Below are 23,278 nucleotides of genomic sequence, written 5' to 3'. Positions count from 1 at the left end.
CGACTGATGAATGCAACGATCGTACGCGTGGGCAAGCTGACCCGCCATCTATTTTTTACAGCTATTGCACTGATCATGGCCTTCCCCTTCTATTGGATGGTCACCAGCGCCTTAAAAACCAATGATGAAATCTGGCAGTCTCCGCCCACAATCTGGCCTAAGGATGCGCTGTGGAGTAATTTTTCAGCCGCCTGGCACGAAGCCCCTTTCTTCAGATATATGGGCAATAGCATATTTGTCGCTGTGTCGATTGTTATTCTGCAGGTCATAAATTCCGGGATGATGGCCTATGCGCTTACGCATATGAAATTCCGCTTCAGAGGGCTGTTCTCAGGCGTTATTCTTTTCGGCTATATGGTTCCAGCCACCGCTGTTTATCTTCCCGGATATTTGGTATTGTCCCAGCTCCATCTACTGGATTCATATGCCGGATTAATTCTATCCAACTGTGTAAGTGTCTTCTCCATCTTTCTAATTCGCCAAGCCTTCCTTCAGGTTCCCCATGAGCTGGTGGAGGCTGGAGAAGTGGACGGTTCCTCACATATGCGGATTCTGTGGACCATTCTTGTCCCCATTACACGTTCTTCCTTTGCTGTGCTAGCCCTGATCACCTTCATTGATCAGTACAATAACTATTTCTGGCCGATGCTGATCACCAAAGACCCGAATCTACAGCTAGTCTCGGCGGGTCTGCGTAGTTTCTTTACTCAAGGAGGTGCCTACGGATTAAAATGGCCGCTGATCATGGCCGCTAGCGCATTCACCATCGCCCCGTTGCTGCTAGTATTTCTACTAGCTCAGAAAACGATCATGCAAAGTGTCAATATGACCGCTGGTTCCAGCAAAGGATAAGCTAACAATTCTATTTTAATAAGAGGAGAATGATGATGAACGTATTGAAGAGACTGTCCACCCTGTCTTTAGTTGCCGGATTTACAATGTTAACAGCTTGCGGAGGAAATGCGAATACAGGCAATGTTACAGCGGCGAATGGAGCTTCTTCCTCCCCCTCCACAGAGGCTGCGCCCACACAAAATGCACCGGTAACAATTGAATTCTGGTATGGTCTCGGCGGCAAGCTTGGTGAGAATATGGAGGCACTGATTCAGAAATTTAATACCTCTCAGCAAGAGGTCATCGTCAAAGGTATCGCGCAGGCAGACTACACGGAAACCGAACAGAAGCTGCAAGCAGCTATCGCTACAGGAAAAGTACCTGCGGCTGCTCTCTCCTCCAATGTAGATTGGGCCCGTAAAGGATATTTCGCTCCGATAGACGAGCTTATGGCACTGCAGCCAGATTTTAATAAAGAGGATTTTGTCCAAACCTTTATAAATCAGGGCCAGGTTGATGGTAAGCAATACTTCCTGCCGATGTATGGAACAACGCAGGTCATGTACTACCGCAAAGATGTTTTTGAGAAGAATGGAATTGATGCGAGCACATTAAAGACTTGGGAAGATCTGGCTGCCGCAGCTGCGAAAATGACAGTGAAGGACGGCGGCAAAACCACCCTTTATGGTTGGGAGCCTATGTGGGGTTCAGGGAACATGATTGATGCCGTACTCAGCAAAGGAGGCACTATCCTTAGTGAGGATGGAAAACAAGTTATGGTCGACTCTAAAGAGTGGATTGAAACCTGGGATTTGTTCCGCAAGTGGATTCACGAGGATAAGATCATGCGGATTCATTCCGGCGGTCAAGGCTGGGAGTATTGGTACAAGACGATTGACGATGTAATGAAGGGTCAAGCCGCAGGCTACACTGGCTCCAGCGGCGATCAGGGCGACTTGGACTTCAGCATTGTTTCGGCTATGGAGCAGCCAGGCTGGGCAGGGATCGGTGAGGGCAAACCCGTAGCCCAAGCCCTTATGGCCGGCATTCTATCCAAAGCCAGCGACAGTGAAAAGGAAGCAGCTATGAAATGGCTAACCTACTTCACGAATGCTGAGAATACTGCGTCCTGGTCCATTAATACGGGATATATTTCGGTGCGCCAATCCGCATTGCAAGACCCGGCGTTTGTGTCATTCAGCGAAAGCAATCCACAGATTAAGGTTCCATTGATGCAAGCTTCTCATGGTTCTGCACCTTTCCAAGACCCAACTGGCGGCAAAATTAACGATGCGTTGACAATCGCCGCAGATAAGGTGCAGATTGAGAATATCCCAGCAGCACAAGCACTTAAGGAAGCACAAGAAACGGCACAAGCAGCGCTTGATAAATTAAAATAAAGGGCGGTGGACTTCATGTCTGAGCTCATCACTCCACAAGGCAGATATGCTGTAGCAGCTATTCTATTCGATAAGGATGGTACGCTGCTCCAGTTCGTATCCCTCTGGGGCAGCTGGGGCGAATGTTTTTTAGAGAGATTCACGAAGTATATGAAGGAAAAAGGACTACAGATTGCAGAAGAGCAGCTCCCTGCATTAATGGGAACTGTACACAATGCCCAGGGGAGCATTATCGATTATGATCGCAACGGACCGCTGGCTATGGGGACTATGAGTGATCTTTATGCCATTCTGTCATGGCAGGGTTATCTGCAAGGTTTATCTTGGGCGGAGTCCATGGAGCTTGTCCATCAATGCCGTCTCGAAGCGGATGTTAGGTTAGAAGAGAAACGCCCCGTTCACTCCCTTCCGGGACTTCATCGTTTTCTTGATGAGTGTGTGAGTGCAGGCATTCCTCTCGCCGTGGTGACCGCAGATGAAACAGAGGCCGCAGACAAACATCTCCAATGGCTTGGCATACGGCATTATTTCTCCGAGGTAATTGGAACAGATCTTGTGGATCAGGGTAAACCTTTCCCCGACATGGTGCAGCTTGCCTGCAAAAGGTTAGCCGTGGAACCCGCGTACACAGCGGTTATCGGCGATACTAACGGGGATATGCGAATGGCTAAAGCAGCGGGTGTACAGGTAGCTATCGGCCTAGCAGAAAGCGACGGTACTAGTGCTTCAACACATATTCTCCCGGATGCAGATCTCATTGTACAATCTTATGCTGAGCTCAGAATTGAGGTTACTCCCCTGTGAGAATAGAAGGAATATGGGCATGGATGTTTCTGGCGCTGGCTATTGTGTTCGAACTCTCAGGGACCCTCTCAATGAAAATATCTCAAGGGTTCACCCAGCTCTGGCCTTCCGTGCTTATGTTCCTGTTCTATGGAGCCAGCTTCACCTCCCTGAATTATGCTCTCACCTCTATTAAGGTAGGCGTAGCTTATGCGATATGGTCAGGAGCGGGAATCATCCTGATTTCCTTCATAGGAACCCTGTTCTTTGAAGAAAAGCTAACCCTATCCTCACTACTTTGGATAGCCGTCATCATTGTCGGGATCATAGGACTGAATATTAGCGGCAAGACGCATTAGCGAACAGCAACAGTATTGGATAGGTTCATAGATAAAGGAGGATGCCCAAACATGAGTACGAACACATCACCTGAAGATAAACCAGTTATCACCTTTCAGATCATTACGGATACCCATGTCACTGCTGACCGCAATCATGAGTACAATCTTAACTTCGAGCTGGCTCTCCGTGATATAGCAGCGCATGGGGAAGGCAGCAGCGGGATTATGCATATCGGTGATGTCACAGACCACGGCTTCCCTGCTGAATACGAAGAAATGCTTCGTATCCTCAAACAATACAAAACCGAACTGCCCGGGATTACCTTTACCTTAGGCAATCATGATGTGGGCCTCGGAAATTGGGAATCACGTTTAGGAATGTATACGTCACAGACCGGAATGTCCGGACCCTATCATGATCACTGGGTCAATGGCTATCATTTTATTATGCTAGGGACAGAACAAGGATTGCCCAAATTCTGTGATCTTTCTTCTGAACAGCTTGATTGGCTGGAGCATAAGCTTGGAGAACAAGCTTCACCAGATCAGCCTATCTTTCTCTTCCTGCATCAACCGCTTAAAGACACCGTAGCCGGATCGCTGGAATCGCAAGATTGGTATGGTGTCACACAAGATAAGGAATTAAAAGAAATCCTGTCGAGATACCCTCAGACCTTGTTATTCACTGGACATACCCATTGGGAGCTGGAGGTAGACAACACTATGTTCCCTGGCGATGGAGAGATCGCAACGATGTTTAATGCTGCTTCTGTCGCCTATCTTTGGACTAATGAAGATAAACATAAAGAGGGCAGCCAAGGCTTCTATGTAGAAGTGTATAGCGATAAAGTGCTTGTCCGGGGCAGAGATTTTAAGACAGGAAGCTGGATTGAGGCTGCACAATATGAGGTAGCTTACCCAGCGGTAAACGTATATTAACGATAAGCATTTAAGCGAGAATTATAACAAAAAAACGATTGTGCACAGGGAGTCCTTCCCCGCAACAATCGTTTTTTACTGTAGCTATTCAGCTTAACGTCCAATCGGTGCAATCCGGTAGACAGCTGTATCTCCAACCGCTGCCTTCGTATCGCTCTCGATCTGCCAACCGAAGGATAACACAGAAGCCAAACGTTCCTTCTCGGCCAAGGTTAAAGCCACCTCAGCGGCTTCCTTACCTTCCTCAAGCTCCAGAGCCGCTTCTTTGCCCAGAGCTACCCATATCCAGCTGCGAATCCCACGAATCGTGTTGTATTTAATCTGATAGCCTGTCTTCACCGCTTGCCCGAACAACTCCGGCTGCTCTGACTGCAACGTAGTCAGCTGCTTATAATCAAATTGGTATTCGCTCTTGTCAACGGGCAAATCGCCCTCTGCCACTTTACGAAGAATATCCTCATCAGACCACCCCAAGGAGCGGAGTGATTCCACCAATAACGCATCCCACTGGGATAACTTTACCCGGTTTAAGTTCTCTGACATTCTGATCCCTCCCAATCTATATATAGAGTCTAATCATACCGTAAAATCATAAGCAACATAATGGCCCGGACTTACTTCCTGTAGTGTGGAAGTCTCAGCTCTGCCATACTCTTGCGAATATCCGTCTAAAATAATTCTCTGATTGGCCCGCCGGGGATCCGTCTCCAAGATGGAAGACAGCAGCGCCTTTGTATAAGGATGAATAGGATTCTCGTACAGCTCATCACTTTCGGCTACCTCTACTAGACGACCGCCATACATCACGCCGATCCGGTCAGAAATATGCCGTACCATCGACAGATCATGTGCGACAAAGAGATAGGTCAAGCCGAATTCGGACTGCAAATCCTCCAGCATGTTCACTACCTGAGCCTGGACAGACACGTCCAGCGCTGAGATCGGTTCATCACACACGACAAACTCAGGTCTTACGGACAATGCTCTGGCAATCGAAATCCGCTGGCGTTGGCCACCGCTGAATTCATGCGGGAAGCGGTAGAGATGTTCTCTTTTTAAACCTACCTTTTCCAGCAATGCCGCAACAGCTTCTTTGCGTTCTTCACCTTCGTGGATGCCGTGGATTTTCATCGGCTCACTGATCAGATCAAGCACACTTAAGCTTGGATTAAGTGATGAATAGGGATCTTGGAAGATCGACTGAATGCGTCTGCGAAAAGGTTTTAGCTGCTTCTCTCCAAGCTTGCTCAGCGGCTGCCCGTCAAAAGACACTTCACCGTCTGTGTAGTCATATAAGCGCAGCAAGCAGCGTCCAACCGTGGACTTGCCGCTTCCCGACTCTCCAACCAGCCCAAAGGTCTCTCCCTGACGAATCTGAAAGCTTACGCCATCTACTGCCTTAAGCACCGATGTATCGCGTCCCCACATATCCTTGCCTTTGGAGAAATGTTTTTTGAGATTATTTACGTCCACTAGAATCTTATTGTCACTCAACCGAACCGCTCCCTTCAACGCCAGCTACAGCTGGAGTCTCCTGCACACCATCTGCTAACCAGCACATCGAACGGTGACCGGGCGATAATTCGATTACCGGAGGACGTTCGCTGCAACGGGCAAAAGCATTAGGGCAACGTTCCATAAAGGGACAGCCAGAAGGAGGATTCAACAAATCCGGAGGTGTGCCTTCGATTGGAATTAGACGTTCACGCGATTTGCCGTCACGTTTCGGAATGGAGCGAAGCAGACCTTTCGTGTAAGGATGCTGTGGGCGATAAAAAATATCCTCCACCGTACCTTCCTCCATCACTAGTCCACCATACATTACGATAACCCGTGTACATACCTGAGCCACCACACCCAAATCATGAGTGATCAGTGCTATAGCTGTACTGGTATTATTTTTTAGCTCTTTAAAAAGATCAAGAATTTGGGCCTGTATTGTTACATCAAGCGCAGTTGTCGGCTCATCCGCAATCAATAGCTCTGGCTGGCAGGAAAGAGCCATAGCGATCATGACCCGCTGCCGCATCCCGCCGCTGAATTCATGCGGATACTGCTGCAGCCGCTGCTCAGGATTATTAATGCCCACCTGCCGCAGGATACTTGCTGCCTCTTTAAACGCTGCTTCCTTATTTAAGCCGCGATGCCGCCGGATGACCTCCGTAAGCTGCTGGCCGATTTTTTTCACAGGATTAAGAGAAGTCATGGGGTCCTGAAACACCATCGCTATGCGGTTACCGCGCAGTTTTCTCCACTCTTTTTCCAAAAGGTTAGATAAATTGTCACCACGAAAATTAATATTTCCAGCGATAATTTTACCCGGAGGTGTAATCAACGACATAATCGCCTTCGCAGTTACACTTTTCCCGCTTCCGGATTCACCAACAATCCCTACCGTTTCTCCAGCATCTATATGAAAGCTAACGCCACGAACTGCCTGATTCTCTCCATCCCGAGTTTGGAAGGAAACCTTCAAATTCTCAACAGACAATAGCCGTTCCGTCATGATGTCTTCACACTCCTATCTTCGGATCAGCTTCGGTTCAAAGCCAACCCGCAAAATATCGCCCAGAACATTAAAGCTCAGAACCGTTAATAGTATCAATAACCCCGGGAACAATGCCAAATAAGGGGCCTGAGCGATATATCCCTGCGCATTGTTAAGCATACTGCCCCAAGTGGCATTCGGAGGTTGTACCCCGAACCCAAGGAAGCTTAGGGACGACTCCATCATAATCGCGGAAGCGATATTATTCGTCGCACCTACAATCACAACAGGTACTAGCCCCGGAAGAATATGACGCCAAATAATTCCGAAGTTGCTCTGGCCGGAAGCTTTTGCATACAGTACATATTCCCGTTCTTTAATCGTCATCGTCTCCGCACGAATCACACGGGCAATGTTCATCCACATTAATAGAGCAATGATTAAAATGATGTTTCCTACACTCGGCTTCAAAAATACGCTGAGCAGCAGCAGCACAAGGAAAGATGGAATGGACATCACTACATCAAGCATCCGCATCAATAGATTATCAATCCATCCGCCAAAATATCCACTGATTACGCCCACCGTCACACCTATACCCGTGGCAATGATCATTGAAGCAAAACCAACTAGCAAAGATACCCGGCCACCATACAAAGCTCGGGCAAAATAATCCCGGCCGTAATCATCCGTACCAAACCAATGATCCGCCCCGGGTGCCTTCAAACGTGCCAAAACATCCATTGCATTCGGATCATGTCCGGATAAAAAAGCAAATATAGAGCCTAGTGTGAAGACGATTAAAGTAATGAGGGCTGCGACACCCAATTTATTCGTAAATAGCTCATCTCCAACACTTTTCCATTTACTGCGATTCATGAGGTCACCTCGTTAATTTAATTCGTGGGTCCACGAAGCTATATAGAATATCCGCGACCAGATTGCCGATGATCAGCATTAAAGAAGAGAACAAAGTTATTCCCATAATTACGGGATAATCCATCCCTTTAACCGCAGTCATCCCTAAAGAGCCAATACCCGGCCATGAAAATACCGTCTCCGTTACAATTGCACCCGCCACCAGATCACCCATCGACATCCCGAGCAATGTAATTACTGGCAACAGTACATGCTTAAGCACGTGACGGAACAGAATCGTTGTCTTGCTGGATCCAAAAGCATATTGAATCTGCACATATTCTTCTTTTAGCTGTCCAATCGTACTAGAGCGGATGTATCGTACGTAACCGGCCAGAAATCCAAACGCCAATACGGCGCAAGGCAAAATACCATGCTTCAATACATCAACCGCTGATTCCACACCAATGGTTCGCATCCCCATTATAGGCAGCAGGTGCAGCTTAATTGCGAATAAGTACATAAGTAAGATGGCCAGCCAAAATAAAGGCACTGAAATTCCGATATAGGATAAAAAATTAATTACTTTATCCACCCAGCGGTTCCGGTTAGCTCCAGCAAGCAGACCCATCGGGATCGCCAACAGAACGGCTAAGCCGATTGCACTGCCCATCAAACCTGCTGTTGCAGGTAAACGTTCTAGAATTTGCTCCAATACAGGCTGATGATTCACAAGGGAATAACCGAAATTGCCCTGCAGTACTTCTTTGATCCATATAAAATATTGAATGTAGGCTGGCTTATCCAGCCCAAGGTTATGCCGGATGCGCTCAATATCATCCGCGTGCATATTCGGCGTAACGAAGGATAGTACCGGATCCCCCGGAGCCAGCTTAATCATCGCAAAGCACACAACCGAGACAAAAAACAGCATCGGCAGGGTTTGCAGTAATCTTCGGACGATAAGTTGTCTCATACGTATATTCTCCCAGTTCTATATCGGTAAAAAAATAAGCTGGATTGACCAGCTTATTTTTTCCCGTTCTTATTTAAGGTAGATTTTCGATAAATCTTCAAAAATAACGACAGGCTTCAAGACTGCTTCTTCTAGACCGCCGTAGTTCTTGGAGACAGCTACAATAGTCTTAGTATTAGCAATTGGATAAATCGGTGCATCATCAGCAATGATCTCTTGGATCTTCTTATAGATCTCACCACGTTTAGTTACATCTGCTTCTCCTGCACCATCATTGAACAACTTATCGACTTCAGCATTATTATAATGCGAGTAGTTAGAGTCTGCAGTAGAAGTATACAAAATTCTGTAAGCATCAGGATCGTAACCCATAATATAACCTGCAATCGCAAGTTCAAAATCTGTTGAATTCATATCACTGAACTTCTGGCCATATGCCGAGGCATCCATATTTTGCAGTTCAACTTCAGCGCCAATGGCCTTTAGCTTTTGCTGCACGTATAGTGAAATGGCTTCCTGAGCTTTATTACCGCTCGATACAATCAATCTCAATTTCAGATCGCTAACCCCTGCCGATTGCAGAAGCTCTTTGGCTTTTTCTACGTCATTATCAAAAGAAGGTACGTCATTAGTATAGAACAATGCATCCGGAGTCAAAAAGGACTTCGCCGGGTCTGCATACTCGTTAGAAGTATAAGCAGCCTGAATGATTTCATCACGACTTAGGGCTAGAGACAAGGCTTGACGAACTTCTTTTTTAGCAAGAGCACCTCTATCACTGTTTGCATTGAACAACAGGTAGGACAATCGCCCTTCACTATAAGGCAGGATTTCGAAATTGTTCGAAGCCTCAATCGTTCCAACATCCTGTGGATCTAGATACTTAATGTTGATCTCACCATTCTGAAGTGCGAGATTCGCAGCATTCGTATCTTTAGCAATCCGGTACGTTATAGAATCAAGATGTGGTTTGCCGCCAAAGTAGTTATCAAATCTCTCGAGTGTAACATATTCGCCTGCTTTGTATTCTTTAAATTTAAATGGGCCAGATCCAACCGGAGCAGCATTCTTGGTGCTTTTCTCTAGATCCGTCTCATTCTCAAAAATATGCTTTGGAATCGGAAATACTTGCACTAGTGTAGCTTCAAAAGCTGGGCTGACCTGCGGAAGCTTGAACTCTACAGTCAGATCATCCACCTTAACTGCCTTAACGGGTTTATCACCGATGAATAAGTTCGCTCTCAGCATGCTGTTTTGCTTCTCATCGAGGATGCTATCAATCGTGAACACGACATCGTCAGCTGTAAGCTTTTCTCCGTCATGCCAAGTTAGTCCACTTTTCAGTTTCAATGTATAAGTCAGGTTATCTTCGGAAAGTGTCAGGCTGTCTGCCAAGTAGAAGGTCTTCTCTCCGTTATTCACTTGGAACAATGGCGCGTAGAGCGCTTGGTCAATCGTCAGACTGACACGATCACCTGCATAGTTCGGATTTAGAATGACAGGATCTGCAGCGACCCCAATAATTAAGTTGCCGCCATCTTTTGGTTCAGTGCTTGCTGTCGATCCTTCAGTAGCCGTAGGCGTCTGATTTGTATTTGTGGAAGCGGCGTTATTTCCCCCGGAGCACGCGCTAATCAAAAATGTTAACAAAACCAAAGTAATAACTCCAGATAATCCTCTACGCATAAGTTTCTCCCCCGTGTCTATATTGTCTTTGTTTGTTTTTATATTGTATATCGGGATACTAGGAATTACAATGGATAGCATTTCACATTAATGTAATATTGAGGGAACTGATAGTTTCGACCTTTTTCATGACATCCCCACGCCTTAAAGTATCCACAGGGTCCATACCTGAAATGACTCTTCCGAATACAGTATGCCAAGGGTCGCAATAATCAAACTCTGTTCAGCCACCAATATGAGCTTCAGTCTTCGCTTTCTCTTCCGGTGCAATCAATTTCCTCAGCATCCTCATTCAGCAGAGGTCGGTATTCACCCTTTCCATCATCCCAGAACACATCCGCACGAGGATTCATGGCCAGTAACAGATTGATTAACTACTGAACTTTTAGTGGTGATTTATCCATAGTCTCATTCCTGTGCTCATCTGGCTGCATTCTTATCTAATTATCCGGTAATTGTACAGCAGATTCATCAAAATTAATATATCTAAAAAGTTCAATTTATCCAACTCTCATTTCTCATTTACTATAAGAACTTTGCGAAATAAGGATTATTACTCTCTCACTGTAAATATATTGAGAACATACCTATACCTCTCGGAAGAAAGGGAGAGTCCCCCAAGGAGGCCGCAATGAATAAGACACGCGTATTAATCGGCAGCCCGATCCATCAAAAGCCCAATGTATTACGGGAATTTCTGAATTCCCTGCTGCGCTTGAATATCGAGCAAATCGAACTGGATTTCCATCTGATTGATGACAATGATGATGAGGAATCCAGCCGGCTGCTCCAGGAATTTAAAAGCAAGGGCGAGCATATTTTTATTCAAAGCTCCGGCTTTAACGATGCGTACATTCGCAATGATACGACTCACTATTGGAATTCTGATTTAGTCTGGAAAGTCGCCAACTTCAAAAACCTCATGATAAACCGAGCGCAAACCCTGAACTACGACTACCTGTTCCTGATCGACTCAGACCTCATCCTCCACCCCGATACGCTAAGTCATCTAATAGGGACGAACAAAGATATTATTTCAGAGGTATTTTGGACACAGTGGCAGCCAGATACCATGTTTCAGCCGCAGGTCTGGATGCATGACGAATATAATCAGTGGGAGATACTTCCCGGCGAAAAACTGCAACCCGAGGAGATCAACCGCAGATTTCATGAATTCATAGCCAAACTCCGCAATCCTGGAATCTATGAAGTGGGGGGTCTCGGCGCTTGTACATTGATTAGCCAGCATGCGATAAAAGCCGGGGTGAGCTACAATCAGATCCGGAACATATCATACTGGGGCGAGGATCGCCATTTCTGCATTCGTGCCGCGGCCCTTGGCATTCCGCTATTTGTTGACACCCATTATCCTGCCCTTCATTTGTACAGAGATAGTGATTTGAACAAGGTTGAAGATTTTATCAGAGAAACAACAGGGGTAAAAGCTGAATCGGCACCCACACCCATCGAGGAAAATTCCAATGAGGTTGCAGCTGCTCCTATAACAAAAAAGCGTCCCAAGCTAACCCTTACCATGGTTGTAAAAAATGAAAGCGGGCGCTTCCTGCGACAGGTTCTGGAGGAACACCGCAAATATATCGATGAGGCTGTCATTATTGATGACGGCAGCACCGACAATACGGCAGCTGTCTGTCTGGAAGCACTTGAAGGCATTCCCGTTCATCTCGTGCATAATACCGAATCCAAGTTCAGCAATGAAATTGAGCTGCGAAAACAGCAGTGGGAGGAAGTCCTAAAGACAAATCCCGAGTGGATTCTGAGTCTGGACGCGGATGAGATCTTTGAAGCCAGCTTTGCAGAAAATATAGATTCCTTGCTGTATGCAGATGGGGTCGATCTGTTCTGCTTCCGCCTTTACGATTTATGGAACGCGAACCATTACAGGGAGGATACCTACTGGCGCTCTCATCTGAACTACCGCCCTTTTTTGCTTCGCTATAAAGAAGACTTCAACTATGTATGGAATGAATCCCCACAGCACTGTGGGCGGTTCCCGGAAAATATCTTCGAGCTGTCTCATCAGCTAAGCAACCTGCGGCTCAAGCATCTCGGTTGGTCCAAAGCCGAGTTCCGGCTGGAAAAATATCTGCGTTATATGCTCCTCGACCCCGACGGCAAATACGGCTGGAAAGAGCAGTACATGTCCATCTTGGATGAACAGCCTCATCTAATCCCTTGGGTGGAATGAGGCTTACAATAAAAAGGGCGTTCACAAAACCATTAGGGTTTTGTGAACGCCCTTTTTTTATTCAGAACTCAATTCAGAACTCTCTGGTCCATCGACTTCTGGCTTCAGAATGGTTACTGTCAGCTCGTTGCCGGATTCATCCACCTGAATAACTGATCCCTCTGCGGCTTCACCAGCAATAATCGCACGCGCCACACGTGTCTCCAAGCTGCGCTGGATAAATCTTTTCAACGGTCTTGCCCCATACACAGGATCAAAACCTTCCTTAGCGATAAAACGCACCGCCGATTCAGTTAATGCCAGCCCGATCTCCCGTTCTGCCAGACGTAGACGCAATCCATCCACCAGTTTGTCCACAATTTTCTCGATCTCACCCAGTGTCAGCGGCTTGAACATTACAATGTCATCCACCCGATTCAGGAACTCTGGACGGAAATGACCACTCAGTTCCTTCATCACTCTATCCTTGGCAGCTTCCGTGAGCTGACCGTTTTCATCGGTGCCTTGAATCAGATGAGGTGAACCGATATTGGAAGTCATAATGATGATTGTATTCTTGAAGTCAACCATTCGGCCCTGTGAATCAGTCAGCCGTCCATCATCAAGCAGCTGCAACAGAATGTTAAACACATCGGGATGCGCCTTCTCCACTTCATCGAGCAGCACTACAGTATAAGGCCGACGCCGCACAGCTTCCGTGAGCTGCCCGCCTTCCTCATATCCAACATATCCTGGAGGTGCGCCGACGAGACGGGAGACACTATGCTTTTCCATATACTCCGACATATCTATACGGATCATCCCATCTTCGCGGTCAAAAAGAGATACCGCAAGCGACTTAGCGAGCTCAGTCTTCCCTACACCCGTCGGGCCAAGGAACAGGAATGAGCCAATCGGGCGATTCGGATCTTTGATTCCCGCTCTTGCCCGAAGCACTGCATCGGCCACCAAGCTGACAGCTTCGTCTTGGCCCACTACCCGTTCATGCAGCGTATCCTCCAGACGCAGGAGCTTATCCCGCTCACCTTCTACCAGTCGGCTAACCGGAACGCCGGTCCAGCGGGAGACAATATCTGCAATTTCCTCTTCAGTAACAGCCTCACGTAGCAATCTTGTATCCTGGTCTTGCTGTGCCGCTTCTTCCGCTGTTTTCAGCTGACGCTCCAGATCAGGAATAATGCCGTAGCTCAGTTCGGCTGACTTATTAAGATCATATTCCTCCTGTGCATCGACCAGATCCTTACGTGCTTGCTCCAGCCGTTTTTTGAGGTCGCGAATCCCTTGGATGGCCGACTTCTCTTTCTCCCAGCGCGCCGTCATTCCTAGCTGCTTCTCCTTCAGGTCAGCGAGCTCGCGCTGCAATATTTCGAGACGGCGTTTGCTGGCGTCATCGGTTTCTTTTTTAAGCGCTGCTTCTTCAATCTCCATCTGCATCAGGCGGCGGGTCACTTCATCCATCTCACCCGGCATGGAGTCTATCTCTGTGCGGATCATGGCGCAAGCCTCGTCCACTAGGTCAATCGCCTTATCCGGTAAAAATCGATCCGTAATATAACGATTGGACAATACCCCTGCGGCTACTAGGGCGCTGTCATGGATTTTGACCCCGTGGTGGACTTCAAACCGCTCCTTCAGACCACGCAAAATGGAGATCGTATCCTCTACATCGGGTTCGCTCACGAGCACCTGTTGGAAACGGCGCTCCAGCGCAGGGTCCTTCTCTATATATTTGCGATATTCATCGAGCGTTGTGGCACCGATACAGTGCAGCTCACCCCGGGCCAACATCGGCTTCAGCATATTGCCCGCATCCATCGAGCCTTCGGTTTTACCTGCGCCCACAATCGTATGCAGCTCATCAATAAAAAGAATAATGCGGCCGTTACTTTCGCGAACCTCCCTCAATACCGCCTGCAGGCGTTCTTCGAATTCACCACGGAACTTGGCGCCTGCCACAAGTGAACTCATATCCAGTGAAAAAATCGTCTTATCCTTCAGCCCCTCTGGCACGTCTTTGCGCACGATCCGGTGGGCCAAGCCTTCCACAATGGCTGTTTTCCCTACACCTGGTTCACCGATCAGCACAGGGTTATTTTTCGTTTTACGGGACAAAATCCGGATTACCCGGCGGATCTCGCCATCACGACCAATGACTGGATCAATCTTGCCCGCGCGAACCTCTGCTACAAGATCACGGCCGTATTTCTCCAGCACCTCATAAGTAGCTTCTGGCTCCCGGCTGGTTACCCGCTGATGTCCACGAATCTCAGCAAGCACCGACATCAGCTTCTCACGGGTCAGCCCACGGCGGACAAAAAGATCCCTTAGCTCACGATTCTCCCCGCTCGAATCCGACACCATGGCCAGCACCGCATGCTCCACAGAAACAAACTCATCCTGCATCTTCGCCGCTTCCTTCTCCGCCTGCTCCAGCAGATGAATCAGCGATTGCGAGGCGTAACGCCGTACCGTGCTTGCTCCTGACCCGCTGATGCTCGGCTTGCGTTGAAGCAGTTCATCTGTGCTGCGCATCAGCTCAGCCACAGGGATATTCATCTTTTGCAGCAATCTTGGCAGCAATCCTTCTTGCTGCTGAAGCAACGCTTTTAACAGATGGAGATTATCGATCTCCTGATGACCGCTGTCTGATGCCAGCGACTGCGCCGCAGCTACTGCTTCCTGCAGCTTTTGAGTTAATTTATTGAAATCCATAGCTCTCACCTTTCTATTTAAGAGTGATTATATTAAATCGGCCTTTTGGGCCGGGGATAGGTTAATTTAGTGGGATTTATCCCGCTTATTTCGAGTAACTGGCTGGTTTGCGCTCATTCTACGGGATTTATACCGTACTTTTCGAGTAACTGGCTGGTTTGCGCTCATTCTGCGGGATTTTTACCGTTCTTTTCGAGTAACTAGTTGGTTTGCACTCATTCTACGGGATTTTTACCGTTCTTTTCGAGTAACTAGTCGGTTTGCACTCATTCTACGGGATTTATACCGTTCTTTTCGAGTAACTAGTTGGTTTGCGCTCATTCTACGGGATTTTTGCCGCTCTTTTCGAGTAACTAGCTGGTTTGCACTCATTCTGCGGGATTTTTACCGTTCTTTTCGAGTAACTAGCTGGTTTGCACTCATTCTACGGGATTTTTACCGTTCTTTTCGAGTAACTAGTTGGCTTGCACTCATTCTACGGGATTTTTACCGTTCTTTTCGAGTAACTAGTTGGTTTGCACTCATTCTGCGGGATTTATACTGTTCTTTTCGAGTAACTAGTTGGTTTGCGCTCATTCTACGGGATTTTTGCCGCTCTTTTCGAGTAACTAGCTGGTTTGCGCTCATTCTACGGGATTTTTACCGTTCTTTTCGACCTACGAGCCCCATTCGGCACTTTCGAAGACACTTTTGCTTCTCTTTTCGACCAACGATCTCCATCCGGCACTTTCTAAGGCATTTTTGCTTCTTTTTTCGCACATCGAGCCAATTTCGGCACTTTCTAAGGCATTTTTGCTTCTTTTTTCGCACATCGAGCCAATTTCAGCGCTTTCTAAGGCACTTTTGCTTCTCTTTTCGACCAACGATCTCCATCCGGCACTTTCTAAGGCACTTTTGCTTCTCTTTTCGCACATCGAGCCTAATTCGGCACTTTCGAAGGCACTTTTGCTTCTTTTTTCGCACATCGAGCCTAATTCGGCACTTTCGAAGGCACTTTTGCCTTTCTTTTCGACCAACGAGCTTAATTCAGCGCTTTCTAAGGCATTTTTGCCTTTCTTTTCGACCATCGATCCCAGTTTGGCACTCTCGAAGGCACTTTCGAAAGCACTTTTGACTCTCTTTTCCCACCATAGTGCCGACTTTCACCGTTTGAGCGAAACGTTCATTTATAGTTAGTGGCTAAATAAGTTACTGTTCTGCTACTAGCATTCAAATCACCTTATTCACCAACCAGAGTTGATCACAAACGAGTGTAATCACCTCACCTCTACCTCTTCTACCTATCTATTAATTACCCACTTTCGCCTTCTGCCGCTGGGTGCCAGTGCTTTGACGTTTAGCTCTGGCTTCGAAAGGGCTGGAGTCTGCCAGCTTTCGGTAGAGATTTTTCTCCGCTTCGCTGATAGGTTCAGGGATAACAATCTCAATTCCAAATAAAATATCGCCGTTCGCACCATTCTCACGTTTTAAGCCCTTGCCGGGGATACGTAGCGTTTTGCCGCTCTGAATTCCTGCTGGAATCTTCAATTTCACGGCGCCGCCCCCCGGTAATGGAACCTTCACTTCTCCACCCAATACCGCTTGCCAAGGAGCGATTTCAACCATGCCATATAAGTCGCCATCGCGAATCTCATAAATATCATGAGGAAGAATATGAAGTGCCAGCAGCACGTCGCCACCCGGAGTGTTTCCCGCGATTTTAATAATTGTACCCTCATAGGATCTAGGCGGAATGTTCACATCCACCGTTTTGTCACTGACCTGTACTCTTACAGTAGCGCCTTTATAAGCCTGCTCCAAGGTAATATCCAGCTGCGCCTGCATGGTACTACGGGCCTCGCCCCACGGATTGCCATTCGCACGTCCCGTTCCACTTCCCGAGAAAAAATCAAAGCCAGCCCGATCCGCCGAGCCCCGATTCCCAAAAAACATCCCGAATAAATCTTCCTCCGAAATACCAGAACCTCCTGTTGAATAAGTTCCACCGTTCCAGCTTCCACTTCCACCAAAGTTTGAATCCCAAGAGGAGGCTCCACTCGCCGCCCCTCCACTAGCTCTGCCACGTTGAGCTCCATAAAGCAGCTCTTCATCATAGAGTTTCCGTTTATCCTCATTACCAAGCACTTCATAGGCTTCAGCTGCTTCTTTGAATTTCGCCTCTGCCTCAGGGGCTTTGTTAACATCGGGATGCCACTTCTTGGCAAGCTTCTGATAAGCCTTTTTAATTTCCTGTTTAGTAGCTTTTTTGCTCACACCCAAAGCATCATAATAGCTTTTACTAGCCACTCGCGCTTCCTCCTTTCCATCCCTATTCTCATATTGACCACCATTGCACTCCGAGAAAAGACGCACCATAGCCGGAATCCTCCACTACAATGCGCCTTCTATTCATAACACTATATTAAAAGCCCGCTGCCATCTCTAAAAGACTGAGCGGAAGTTCATTCCGCTTAATTTATGCTTATTCAGACTGCGAACCCGTAGAATTAGAATCTCCGTCTTGAATCTCGATGCGTTTACCTTGCATTTTTTGCCGTTTGGGAACTTCCAGCTTCAGCACTCCATCTTTCAAAGACGCGCGAATTTCTTCCTCGGCAATATCTTGAACATAGAATCTGCGCACATATTCACCATATCGACGTTCTCTGCGTACAATCTGATGTTCCTTGTTCTCCTCGGCATTTTCTTCCTTACGTACAGCTTTAATCGTCAAATAAGGACTGGCATAATCAATGTCGATTTCTTCTTTTTTCAAACCAGGAAGTTCAGCTTCAATCAGGTAAGCCTGCTCACTCTCACGAATATCTGTTCTGAAGGACATCGTGGAGCTCTTAATCGGTGCAAAAAAATCATCATTAAAAACATCATTCAAGGACTTAGCCAGCACACCAAAAGCATCATCTCTACGTTTACCAAAAGGAACCATATCAAACATTATCCATTCTCCTCTCATTGACTTTGACTTTATTTGACCTATGACCTTATTATAGTCCCCTACCCGAGGAATAACAAAACCGATTTAAGCCGATTACCGCTCAAATTCAGGCGAATTAGCTGATTTTCCACAACAAAATTAGTTCTTTTTATTTATTTGACCAATTTTGACCTTTGTTTGATCTTTCGTAAATGACACCTATATAATCATGATCCAACTTGCAGTACGATTATTATATGTTCATACCTTCCGTTCAATACAAGCCATTAGCTTCTAATCATCTTCACGCCAGCTTTTAAACAGAGTTTTCTTATGATCTATCAAAATTTAACGATTTAAAGATGAAGCCAGCAGAAGTGATATAATGAAAGACAACTAAAGACCATTTTCGTTACAGGAGACCAATTGTATGCAACCAACCTATCCTATGGATGATACGCAGTGGAGTAAGCTCATCCAAAATGTCGCCTATTATTTCGATGATCTTACCCTCAAGCGGGGGTTCCAATATTATAAACAAAATCGAGTGCAGCCGTTTACCATGACGGAGCCTTGTAAGATTAACGCTCTAGTTGAAGGTAGAGAGGATTACCGCGTCACCATTGATCTCGACGGCTTCACCAATTGTCATTGTAATTGTCCAGTATCAGGTCATTGCAAGCATATGGCTGCCGTGCTGTTGAATTATGCCGAACAACAAAATAGATCTGTACAGGTTTTGGCTAACGCTAAAGCTGCATCCTTTTTGCCTAAAATATCAAGTACAGCAACAAGTACTTCTATTGGAGCCGATGCAACTCGTCAGCAGCAAATGAAAGAGATGGCCAACCGCATCGCTAGCGGAAAAATAATGGAGTGGCGGGAGTATTTTGAATTCTGTATCTCCCCTCTAGCCCATACTACCCGAAATCCTGAATATGTGAGTCGGGCCTTGTCTGCAATTAATAAATTCAAACCAAAAATGCTTCCGGAAACGGAGAAGCTGTTCACTCTGCATGCTCATCTTTATCTGTTGGAAAAGCTCGCTAAGCCTTCCACGCAATCCGTCGGTCAGGCCGCTTACGCCCCTTCTCTTGGTTATTACACACAGGTAGCAGTCTCAGAGCTACAGGAAGTAATCACAGGTCTTTTAAAAAAGACACTTCCGCTGTCCCCCGAGCAAGAGCAGGATCTATGGCCATACGTCATCGATACTTTATCTTATCTGCGGCGCGAGATGTTGACGGAGTCGCGGGATCGCTCACGGGATCAACCCTCTTTTTCTCTTAGCTATGATCTGCTGTGGAGAAATTGGATTTATCCGAATACAGGTGGAACTAAGCTTTACCTGAATGAAATCGAACAGCTGCAGCAAGCAGAAGGTGAATTAGGCGCTTCCCTGTCACAACATGCGTGGCTGTTAGCTCAGAGCCGCATGTATTACTATCTGATGGATGACCAGAAGGCTTGGGACTTACTGAATAAGGCTGCCGAGCGCCCGGGTCTCCATCCCGATGAGCTCATGAGCTTCACCTCTCCGCTGCTGGATGCAGGGGACTGGTCCCGGTTGGTGGGTTGGCTTGTTCAGATCGGTCCACTGCTGAGCAGCAGACTCTATAATCTCAATAGCTATTCAACCAGTTGGGAAGAAGCTGTTCGCCACCTGCCTGAAGCTGAGCTGCAAATGTGGGACACACTAGCCACCATGTTACCTATCTCTGGCGAAGTCTATGAAGAGAAGCTAATCACCTATGAGAAATGGCAGACCTGGATGGATTATCAGCTGTCCATCGGTAAACAGCCCTCCGAATTTCGTGTCAAAGACCTCCAACCGGTGGAAAAGAATGCACCTGAGGTTCTGCTGCCCTTTTACCATCAGGCCGCCGAAAGATTCGTGCTGGATAAGAACAGACATAGCTACAAAGCGGCTGTGAAATTATTGAAACGATTATCCAAGCTGTATAAAAAGCTGAAACAAGAAGAACGCTGGGAAGAGTTCCTCACTGCCTTCGCCATTAGGCATAGCAGGCTCCGTGCGCTGCAAGAGGAGCTTCGGAAAGGAAAGCTAATACCATGAACATGCATTTACGCACGCTAACCATCCGGCTTGCATTAAGCCAGTATGGCGATGCTTTAATATTTGGAATGAATGAGCGCGAAGATCTCGTGCCGGGCTTGCAGCTTAAGCAGCGGCTTTTCGCCTGGCATGAGGCGTCTTTTTATGGTACGGAGTTAACCGTGCAGCCAGCTGGCGAAGGCGTGGAGCTAGTGATTCTTCCTGCTGAGCAGGTCATCCCCTTCTTTGCCGAGCAGAAGCTTTTGGCGCATATCGAATGGAGCTGGGAGGGCGATGCCGCCCACCTCACAGAACTGGCGCCACTTCTGGCTATATGTCTGGAGCACAAACAGTATATTCCCGACATCTCCGCCTACCGCGCCGGGAGGCTGCAATGGACTTGGGACGAGGGGGCTCTTGCGCAGGTGGCAGTGGACAGTGACACTGCTAAGGGAGCCCTTGAGGCGCTAAATGGCGGCAGCGAATTTAGCCGTGGATTACGTGCGGCGTTCTCTGCCGCCGTATCGCAGCGCTATTACAGCACGGAGGCCGAGGCCGGCGACCTCCGCAGCGAATTCCCGCTTCTCTTCGATAGAAGCGGAGCACTTGCAGCGGGCATGGATACCGCCGCGTGGCTTATCGCCATTGGCTGGAAGGCGGACACCGCGCCTTTCCGGCCCGCTCTACAGCTGCTGGAGCCCGATGAGGATGAATCCTATTGGCGGCTGCAGCTGATCCTTCAGGACAAGCGCGATGAATCCGCGCTTGTTCCCATCAGGCTCGCCGATAACGGCGAGCCGTACGGCTTGTGGCCGACCGCGTGGTCGGCTCACGTGCATGAACGGGCCGCGGGATGGCTGGAGCGCCTCCGCGGCAGTCTGCCGCCCGAGCGCTTCGCGGCGGGCGGCGATGTGCTGGCCGAACCGCTGAGCGATGCCATCGCCTGGCGGTTCTTGACGGCCGAGAGCCAGCGGCTGCTGGAAGCAGGCTGGCAAGTGCTGCTGCCGGCGTGGTGGGAAGCCGCCAGCCGGAAAAAGCCGCGCCTGCGAGCGAAGATCAGCTCCGGCGAAGACAAACGCAGCGGCGGCGAGTCGCTGTTCGGTCTCGATTCGATCATCGATTTCGATTGGCGAATCTCCATCGGCGATGCGGATCTCACTGAAGCCGAATTTGCCGAGCTGGTCGCAAGAGGGGAACGGCTCGTCCGCTTCAAGGGCAAATGGGTCTCACTCGATCCGGCTCTGCTGGCGCAAATCCAAAGAGCCATGGCGGGAATGGACAAGTCGCAAGGCTTGTCCTTCCAAGACGTGCTTCAGCTCCACTTGCTAGGAGCTGGTGAAGAGGCAGACGCTGAAGCTACGGAAGAGCAGCTGCAAGAGGATGCCGCGCGTCTGCGTCTGGAGGTAGAGCTGAACGAGCATTTGATCAGCCTTATCGGTCAGCTGGGCCAGCGCTCAGAATGGCCTAAGCCGCCCGTACCCGCAGGCCTTAAAGCGGAGCTGCGCACCTATCAGCATGAAGGATTCGCTTGGCTGACCTTTCTGCGCCGCTTTGGGCTGGGGGCCTGTCTAGCCGATGATATGGGGCTAGGCAAAACAGTACAGCTCATCGCCTATCTGCTACACATCCAAGAAAACACGGATGCAAGCTCAGCCCGGCGGCAGACCGACCCACCAGGCTGGCCTTCATTGATCATCTGCCCGACCTCTGTGTTAGGCAATTGGCAGAAGGAGCTGCAACGCTTCGCGCCTTCGTTGAATGTTATGCTTCATTACGGAAGCCGCCGTCTGGACGCGGGATTCTTCTATGGCGCAGCTTCGCAAGCCGATGTGGTACTGACCTCTTATGCGACTGCTGCGCTTGACCAAGAGCTGCTAAAGGAATTCACTTGGGCGACGATCTGCCTGGATGAAGCTCAAAATATCAAAAATGCCCAAACCAAACAATCCGCAGCTGTACGTAGTTTTCCAGCTCTACACCGGGTCGCCTTAACAGGGACGCCGATAGAGAACAGATTATCCGAGCTGTGGTCCATTTATGATTTTATAACCCCAGGTTATCTGGGCAGCGCCAAGTCTTTTAATGACCGATTCACAAATGCTATTGAAAAGGAACGCGACGCGAAACGTACAGCGGACCTACAAAATCTAGTAAAACCCTTCATGCTGCGCCGCAAGAAAAAAGACCCTAATATACAGCTCGATCTACCTGATAAAAATGAAATGAAAACCTATGTTCATCTGACAGCCGAACAAGCGGCGCTTTACGATCAAACCGTAAACGGACTGTTGGAACGGATGAAGAAGCTGGAAGGCATTGAGCGCAAAGGGGCAATTCTCGGAGCTCTGACCGGGCTTAAGCAGCTATGCGATCACCCGATGCTTGTGACAAAAGAAGCTATCCCTGAGCTTGATACAGACAATAAACTGGATACCAGCTTTCTTATTAACCGCTCCTCCAAACTCGAAAGACTGCTGGACATGGTTAAGGAGCTGCGCGCGGAAGACGAGCGCTGCCTGATTTTTACTCAATATGTGGGTATGGGAAAAATGCTTCAGGCGGTTCTCCAGCAGGAGCTGGGCGAACCCGTCCTTTATTTGAACGGAAGTACCTCCAAACAGGCGCGCGACCGCATGATCGAGCGGTTTCAGACACCAGCCCCTTCGGCGGAAGATGGGTCTACACGCCCAGACACATCGCCGTCTGATCAGCCGAATGTATTCATCCTTTCACTCAAAGCTGGGGGAGTTGGCCTGAACTTAACTGCAGCCAATCACGTATTCCACTTCGACCGCTGGTGGAATCCAGCGGTGGAGAATCAAGCAACTGACCGCGCTTACCGCATGGGCCAGACTCGTGATGTGCAGGTGCATAAATTCATCGCCCTGGGCACACTCGAAGAACGGATTGATGAGATGCTGGAGAATAAACAGCAGCTCAGCGATAATGTGATCTCCAGCTCGGAAGGCTGGATTACCGAGCTGTCCACAGAGGCTCTGAAAGATCTCTTCACCTTGCGTCGTGACTTAAATGACTAGCAAAAAGGAACATTCGCGTAAATGCGAATGTTCCTTTTTCACAA

The 23,278-nt window shown here is 48.1% G+C and carries 18 protein-coding genes and 1 pseudogene; 8 read left to right on the top strand and 11 right to left on the bottom strand.

The genetic code is table 11. The features are described 5' to 3' along the window. Positions 1-6 precede the first annotated feature (6 nt). From MHH89_RS23490 to MHH89_RS23470, 5 genes are read left to right on the top strand one after another with little or no spacing between them, the layout of a single operon-like run. Complete coding sequence (locus MHH89_RS23490) at positions 7-852, top strand: carbohydrate ABC transporter permease (RefSeq protein WP_076127021.1); 846 nt, start codon at positions 7-9, stop codon at positions 850-852. Positions 853-887: 35 nt separating this feature from the next. Next, positions 888-2,234 (top strand): ABC transporter substrate-binding protein, encoded by a 1,347-nt coding sequence (locus MHH89_RS23485; protein ID WP_341088821.1) that lies wholly within the window; start codon positions 888-890, stop codon positions 2,232-2,234. Positions 2,235-2,249: 15 nt separating this feature from the next. Then, positions 2,250-3,038, top strand: coding sequence for an HAD family hydrolase (locus tag MHH89_RS23480; RefSeq protein ID WP_341088259.1), 789 nt, complete (start codon positions 2,250-2,252; stop codon positions 3,036-3,038). Further along, positions 3,035-3,376, top strand: coding sequence for a DMT family transporter (locus MHH89_RS23475; RefSeq protein ID WP_248549163.1), 342 nt, complete (start codon positions 3,035-3,037; stop codon positions 3,374-3,376). Before MHH89_RS23480 ends, MHH89_RS23475 begins: the two co-directional genes overlap by 4 nt. 51 nt (positions 3,377-3,427) lie before the next feature. Then, a complete protein-coding gene (locus MHH89_RS23470; RefSeq protein WP_076192526.1) occupies positions 3,428-4,297 on the top strand; it encodes a metallophosphoesterase family protein in 870 nt (289 codons plus the stop codon). Positions 4,298-4,390: 93 nt separating this feature from the next. Here the strand turns inward: MHH89_RS23470 and MHH89_RS23465 are convergent, their stop codons facing one another. From MHH89_RS23465 to MHH89_RS23435, 7 genes and pseudogenes are all read right to left on the bottom strand, one after another. Continuing rightward, positions 4,391-4,840, bottom strand: a complete 450-nt coding sequence (locus MHH89_RS23465; RefSeq protein ID WP_076192528.1) for a hypothetical protein — start codon at positions 4,838-4,840, stop codon at positions 4,391-4,393. Between the two features lie 33 nt (positions 4,841-4,873). Next, complete coding sequence (locus MHH89_RS23460) at positions 4,874-5,791, bottom strand: ABC transporter ATP-binding protein (protein ID WP_280753353.1); 918 nt, start codon at positions 5,789-5,791, stop codon at positions 4,874-4,876. Beyond that, complete coding sequence (locus tag MHH89_RS23455) at positions 5,784-6,803, bottom strand: ABC transporter ATP-binding protein (protein ID WP_341088256.1); 1,020 nt, start codon at positions 6,801-6,803, stop codon at positions 5,784-5,786. Before MHH89_RS23455 ends, MHH89_RS23460 begins: the two co-directional genes overlap by 8 nt. A 15-nt stretch (positions 6,804-6,818) precedes the next feature. Further along, positions 6,819-7,664 carry an ABC transporter permease gene (locus MHH89_RS23450; RefSeq protein WP_036687295.1) on the bottom strand — a complete coding sequence of 282 codons (846 nt, stop codon included), beginning with the start codon at positions 7,662-7,664 and terminating at the stop codon, positions 6,819-6,821. 4 nt (positions 7,665-7,668) lie between these two features. Further along, the gene (locus tag MHH89_RS23445) at positions 7,669-8,619 is read right to left on the bottom strand and encodes an ABC transporter permease (RefSeq protein ID WP_076127007.1); all 951 of its coding nucleotides are present in this window, start codon (positions 8,617-8,619) and stop codon (positions 7,669-7,671) included. Between the two features lie 69 nt (positions 8,620-8,688). Beyond that, positions 8,689-10,305 carry an ABC transporter substrate-binding protein gene (locus MHH89_RS23440; protein WP_076203342.1) on the bottom strand — a complete coding sequence of 539 codons (1,617 nt, stop codon included), beginning with the start codon at positions 10,303-10,305 and terminating at the stop codon, positions 8,689-8,691. An 82-nt stretch (positions 10,306-10,387) separates the two neighbouring features. Beyond that, positions 10,388-10,501 (bottom strand): annotated as a pseudogene (locus tag MHH89_RS23435) (peptidylprolyl isomerase); the annotation flags it as partial. A 435-nt stretch (positions 10,502-10,936) separates the two neighbouring features. Between MHH89_RS23435 and MHH89_RS23430 the strand changes: the two are divergent. Next, positions 10,937-12,514, top strand: coding sequence for a glycosyltransferase family 2 protein (locus tag MHH89_RS23430; protein WP_340977678.1), 1,578 nt, complete (start codon positions 10,937-10,939; stop codon positions 12,512-12,514). 57 nt (positions 12,515-12,571) lie between these two features. Here the strand turns inward: MHH89_RS23430 and clpB are convergent, their stop codons facing one another. The 4 genes from clpB to MHH89_RS23410 form a co-directional block, all read right to left on the bottom strand. Beyond that, the gene (gene clpB / locus MHH89_RS23425) at positions 12,572-15,226 is read right to left on the bottom strand and encodes an ATP-dependent chaperone ClpB (protein WP_076306808.1); all 2,655 of its coding nucleotides are present in this window, start codon (positions 15,224-15,226) and stop codon (positions 12,572-12,574) included. A gap of 656 nt (positions 15,227-15,882) precedes the next feature. Beyond that, entirely contained in the window at positions 15,883-16,293 is a 411-nt protein-coding gene (locus MHH89_RS23420; RefSeq protein ID WP_341088255.1) for a hypothetical protein, read from the bottom strand. A gap of 220 nt (positions 16,294-16,513) precedes the next feature. Then, positions 16,514-17,512, bottom strand: coding sequence for a DnaJ C-terminal domain-containing protein (locus tag MHH89_RS23415; RefSeq protein WP_175618984.1), 999 nt, complete (start codon positions 17,510-17,512; stop codon positions 16,514-16,516). Positions 17,513-17,687: 175 nt separating this feature from the next. After that, entirely contained in the window at positions 17,688-18,161 is a 474-nt protein-coding gene (locus tag MHH89_RS23410; RefSeq protein ID WP_076186194.1) for an Hsp20/alpha crystallin family protein, read from the bottom strand. 409 nt (positions 18,162-18,570) lie between these two features. Between MHH89_RS23410 and MHH89_RS23405 the strand changes: the two genes are divergently transcribed. Continuing rightward, positions 18,571-20,217: an SWIM zinc finger family protein gene (locus MHH89_RS23405; RefSeq protein WP_076303186.1), complete on the top strand. Its 1,647-nt coding sequence runs from the start codon at positions 18,571-18,573 to the stop codon at positions 20,215-20,217. Further along, a complete protein-coding gene (locus MHH89_RS23400) occupies positions 20,214-23,234 on the top strand; it encodes a DEAD/DEAH box helicase (RefSeq protein ID WP_076306811.1) in 3,021 nt (1,006 codons plus the stop codon). The genes MHH89_RS23405 and MHH89_RS23400 overlap by 4 nt, the downstream gene beginning before the upstream one ends. The last annotated feature ends 44 nt before the right edge of the window (positions 23,235-23,278 follow it).

It is taken from the genome of Paenibacillus sp. FSL H7-0323 (assembly GCF_038002725.1).
Lineage (GTDB): Bacteria > Bacillota > Bacilli > Paenibacillales > Paenibacillaceae > Paenibacillus_AQ > Paenibacillus_AQ odorifer.
The sequence above is the reverse complement of the archived record's forward strand: the minus strand, read 5'-3'. Positions and strand labels throughout refer to the sequence as shown.

Bases quoted from the DNA above. Each gene is read 5' to 3' on its own strand.
- MHH89_RS23490 (WP_076127021.1), top strand. From the start codon at position 7: ATGAATGCAACGATCGTACGCGTGGGCAAGCTGACCCGCCATCTATTT.
- MHH89_RS23485 (WP_341088821.1), top strand. From the start codon at position 888: ATGAACGTATTGAAGAGACTGTCCACCCTGTCTTTAGTTGCCGGATTT.
- MHH89_RS23480 (WP_341088259.1), top strand. From the start codon at position 2,250: ATGTCTGAGCTCATCACTCCACAAGGCAGATATGCTGTAGCAGCTATT.
- MHH89_RS23470 (WP_076192526.1), top strand. From the start codon at position 3,428: ATGAGTACGAACACATCACCTGAAGATAAACCAGTTATCACCTTTCAG.
- MHH89_RS23465 (WP_076192528.1), bottom strand. From the start codon at position 4,840: ATGTCAGAGAACTTAAACCGGGTAAAGTTATCCCAGTGGGATGCGTTA.
- MHH89_RS23455 (WP_341088256.1), bottom strand. From the start codon at position 6,803: ATGACGGAACGGCTATTGTCTGTTGAGAATTTGAAGGTTTCCTTCCAA.
- MHH89_RS23450 (WP_036687295.1), bottom strand. From the start codon at position 7,664: ATGAATCGCAGTAAATGGAAAAGTGTTGGAGATGAGCTATTTACGAAT.
- MHH89_RS23445 (WP_076127007.1), bottom strand. From the start codon at position 8,619: ATGAGACAACTTATCGTCCGAAGATTACTGCAAACCCTGCCGATGCTG.
- MHH89_RS23440 (WP_076203342.1), bottom strand. From the start codon at position 10,305: ATGCGTAGAGGATTATCTGGAGTTATTACTTTGGTTTTGTTAACATTT.
- MHH89_RS23430 (WP_340977678.1), top strand. From the start codon at position 10,937: ATGAATAAGACACGCGTATTAATCGGCAGCCCGATCCATCAAAAGCCC.
- clpB (WP_076306808.1), bottom strand. From the start codon at position 15,226: ATGGATTTCAATAAATTAACTCAAAAGCTGCAGGAAGCAGTAGCTGCG.
- MHH89_RS23420 (WP_341088255.1), bottom strand. From the start codon at position 16,293: ATGGTCGAAAAGAAAGGCAAAAATGCCTTAGAAAGCGCTGAATTAAGC.
- MHH89_RS23410 (WP_076186194.1), bottom strand. From the start codon at position 18,161: ATGTTTGATATGGTTCCTTTTGGTAAACGTAGAGATGATGCTTTTGGT.
- MHH89_RS23405 (WP_076303186.1), top strand. From the start codon at position 18,571: ATGCAACCAACCTATCCTATGGATGATACGCAGTGGAGTAAGCTCATC.
- MHH89_RS23400 (WP_076306811.1), top strand. From the start codon at position 20,214: ATGAACATGCATTTACGCACGCTAACCATCCGGCTTGCATTAAGCCAG.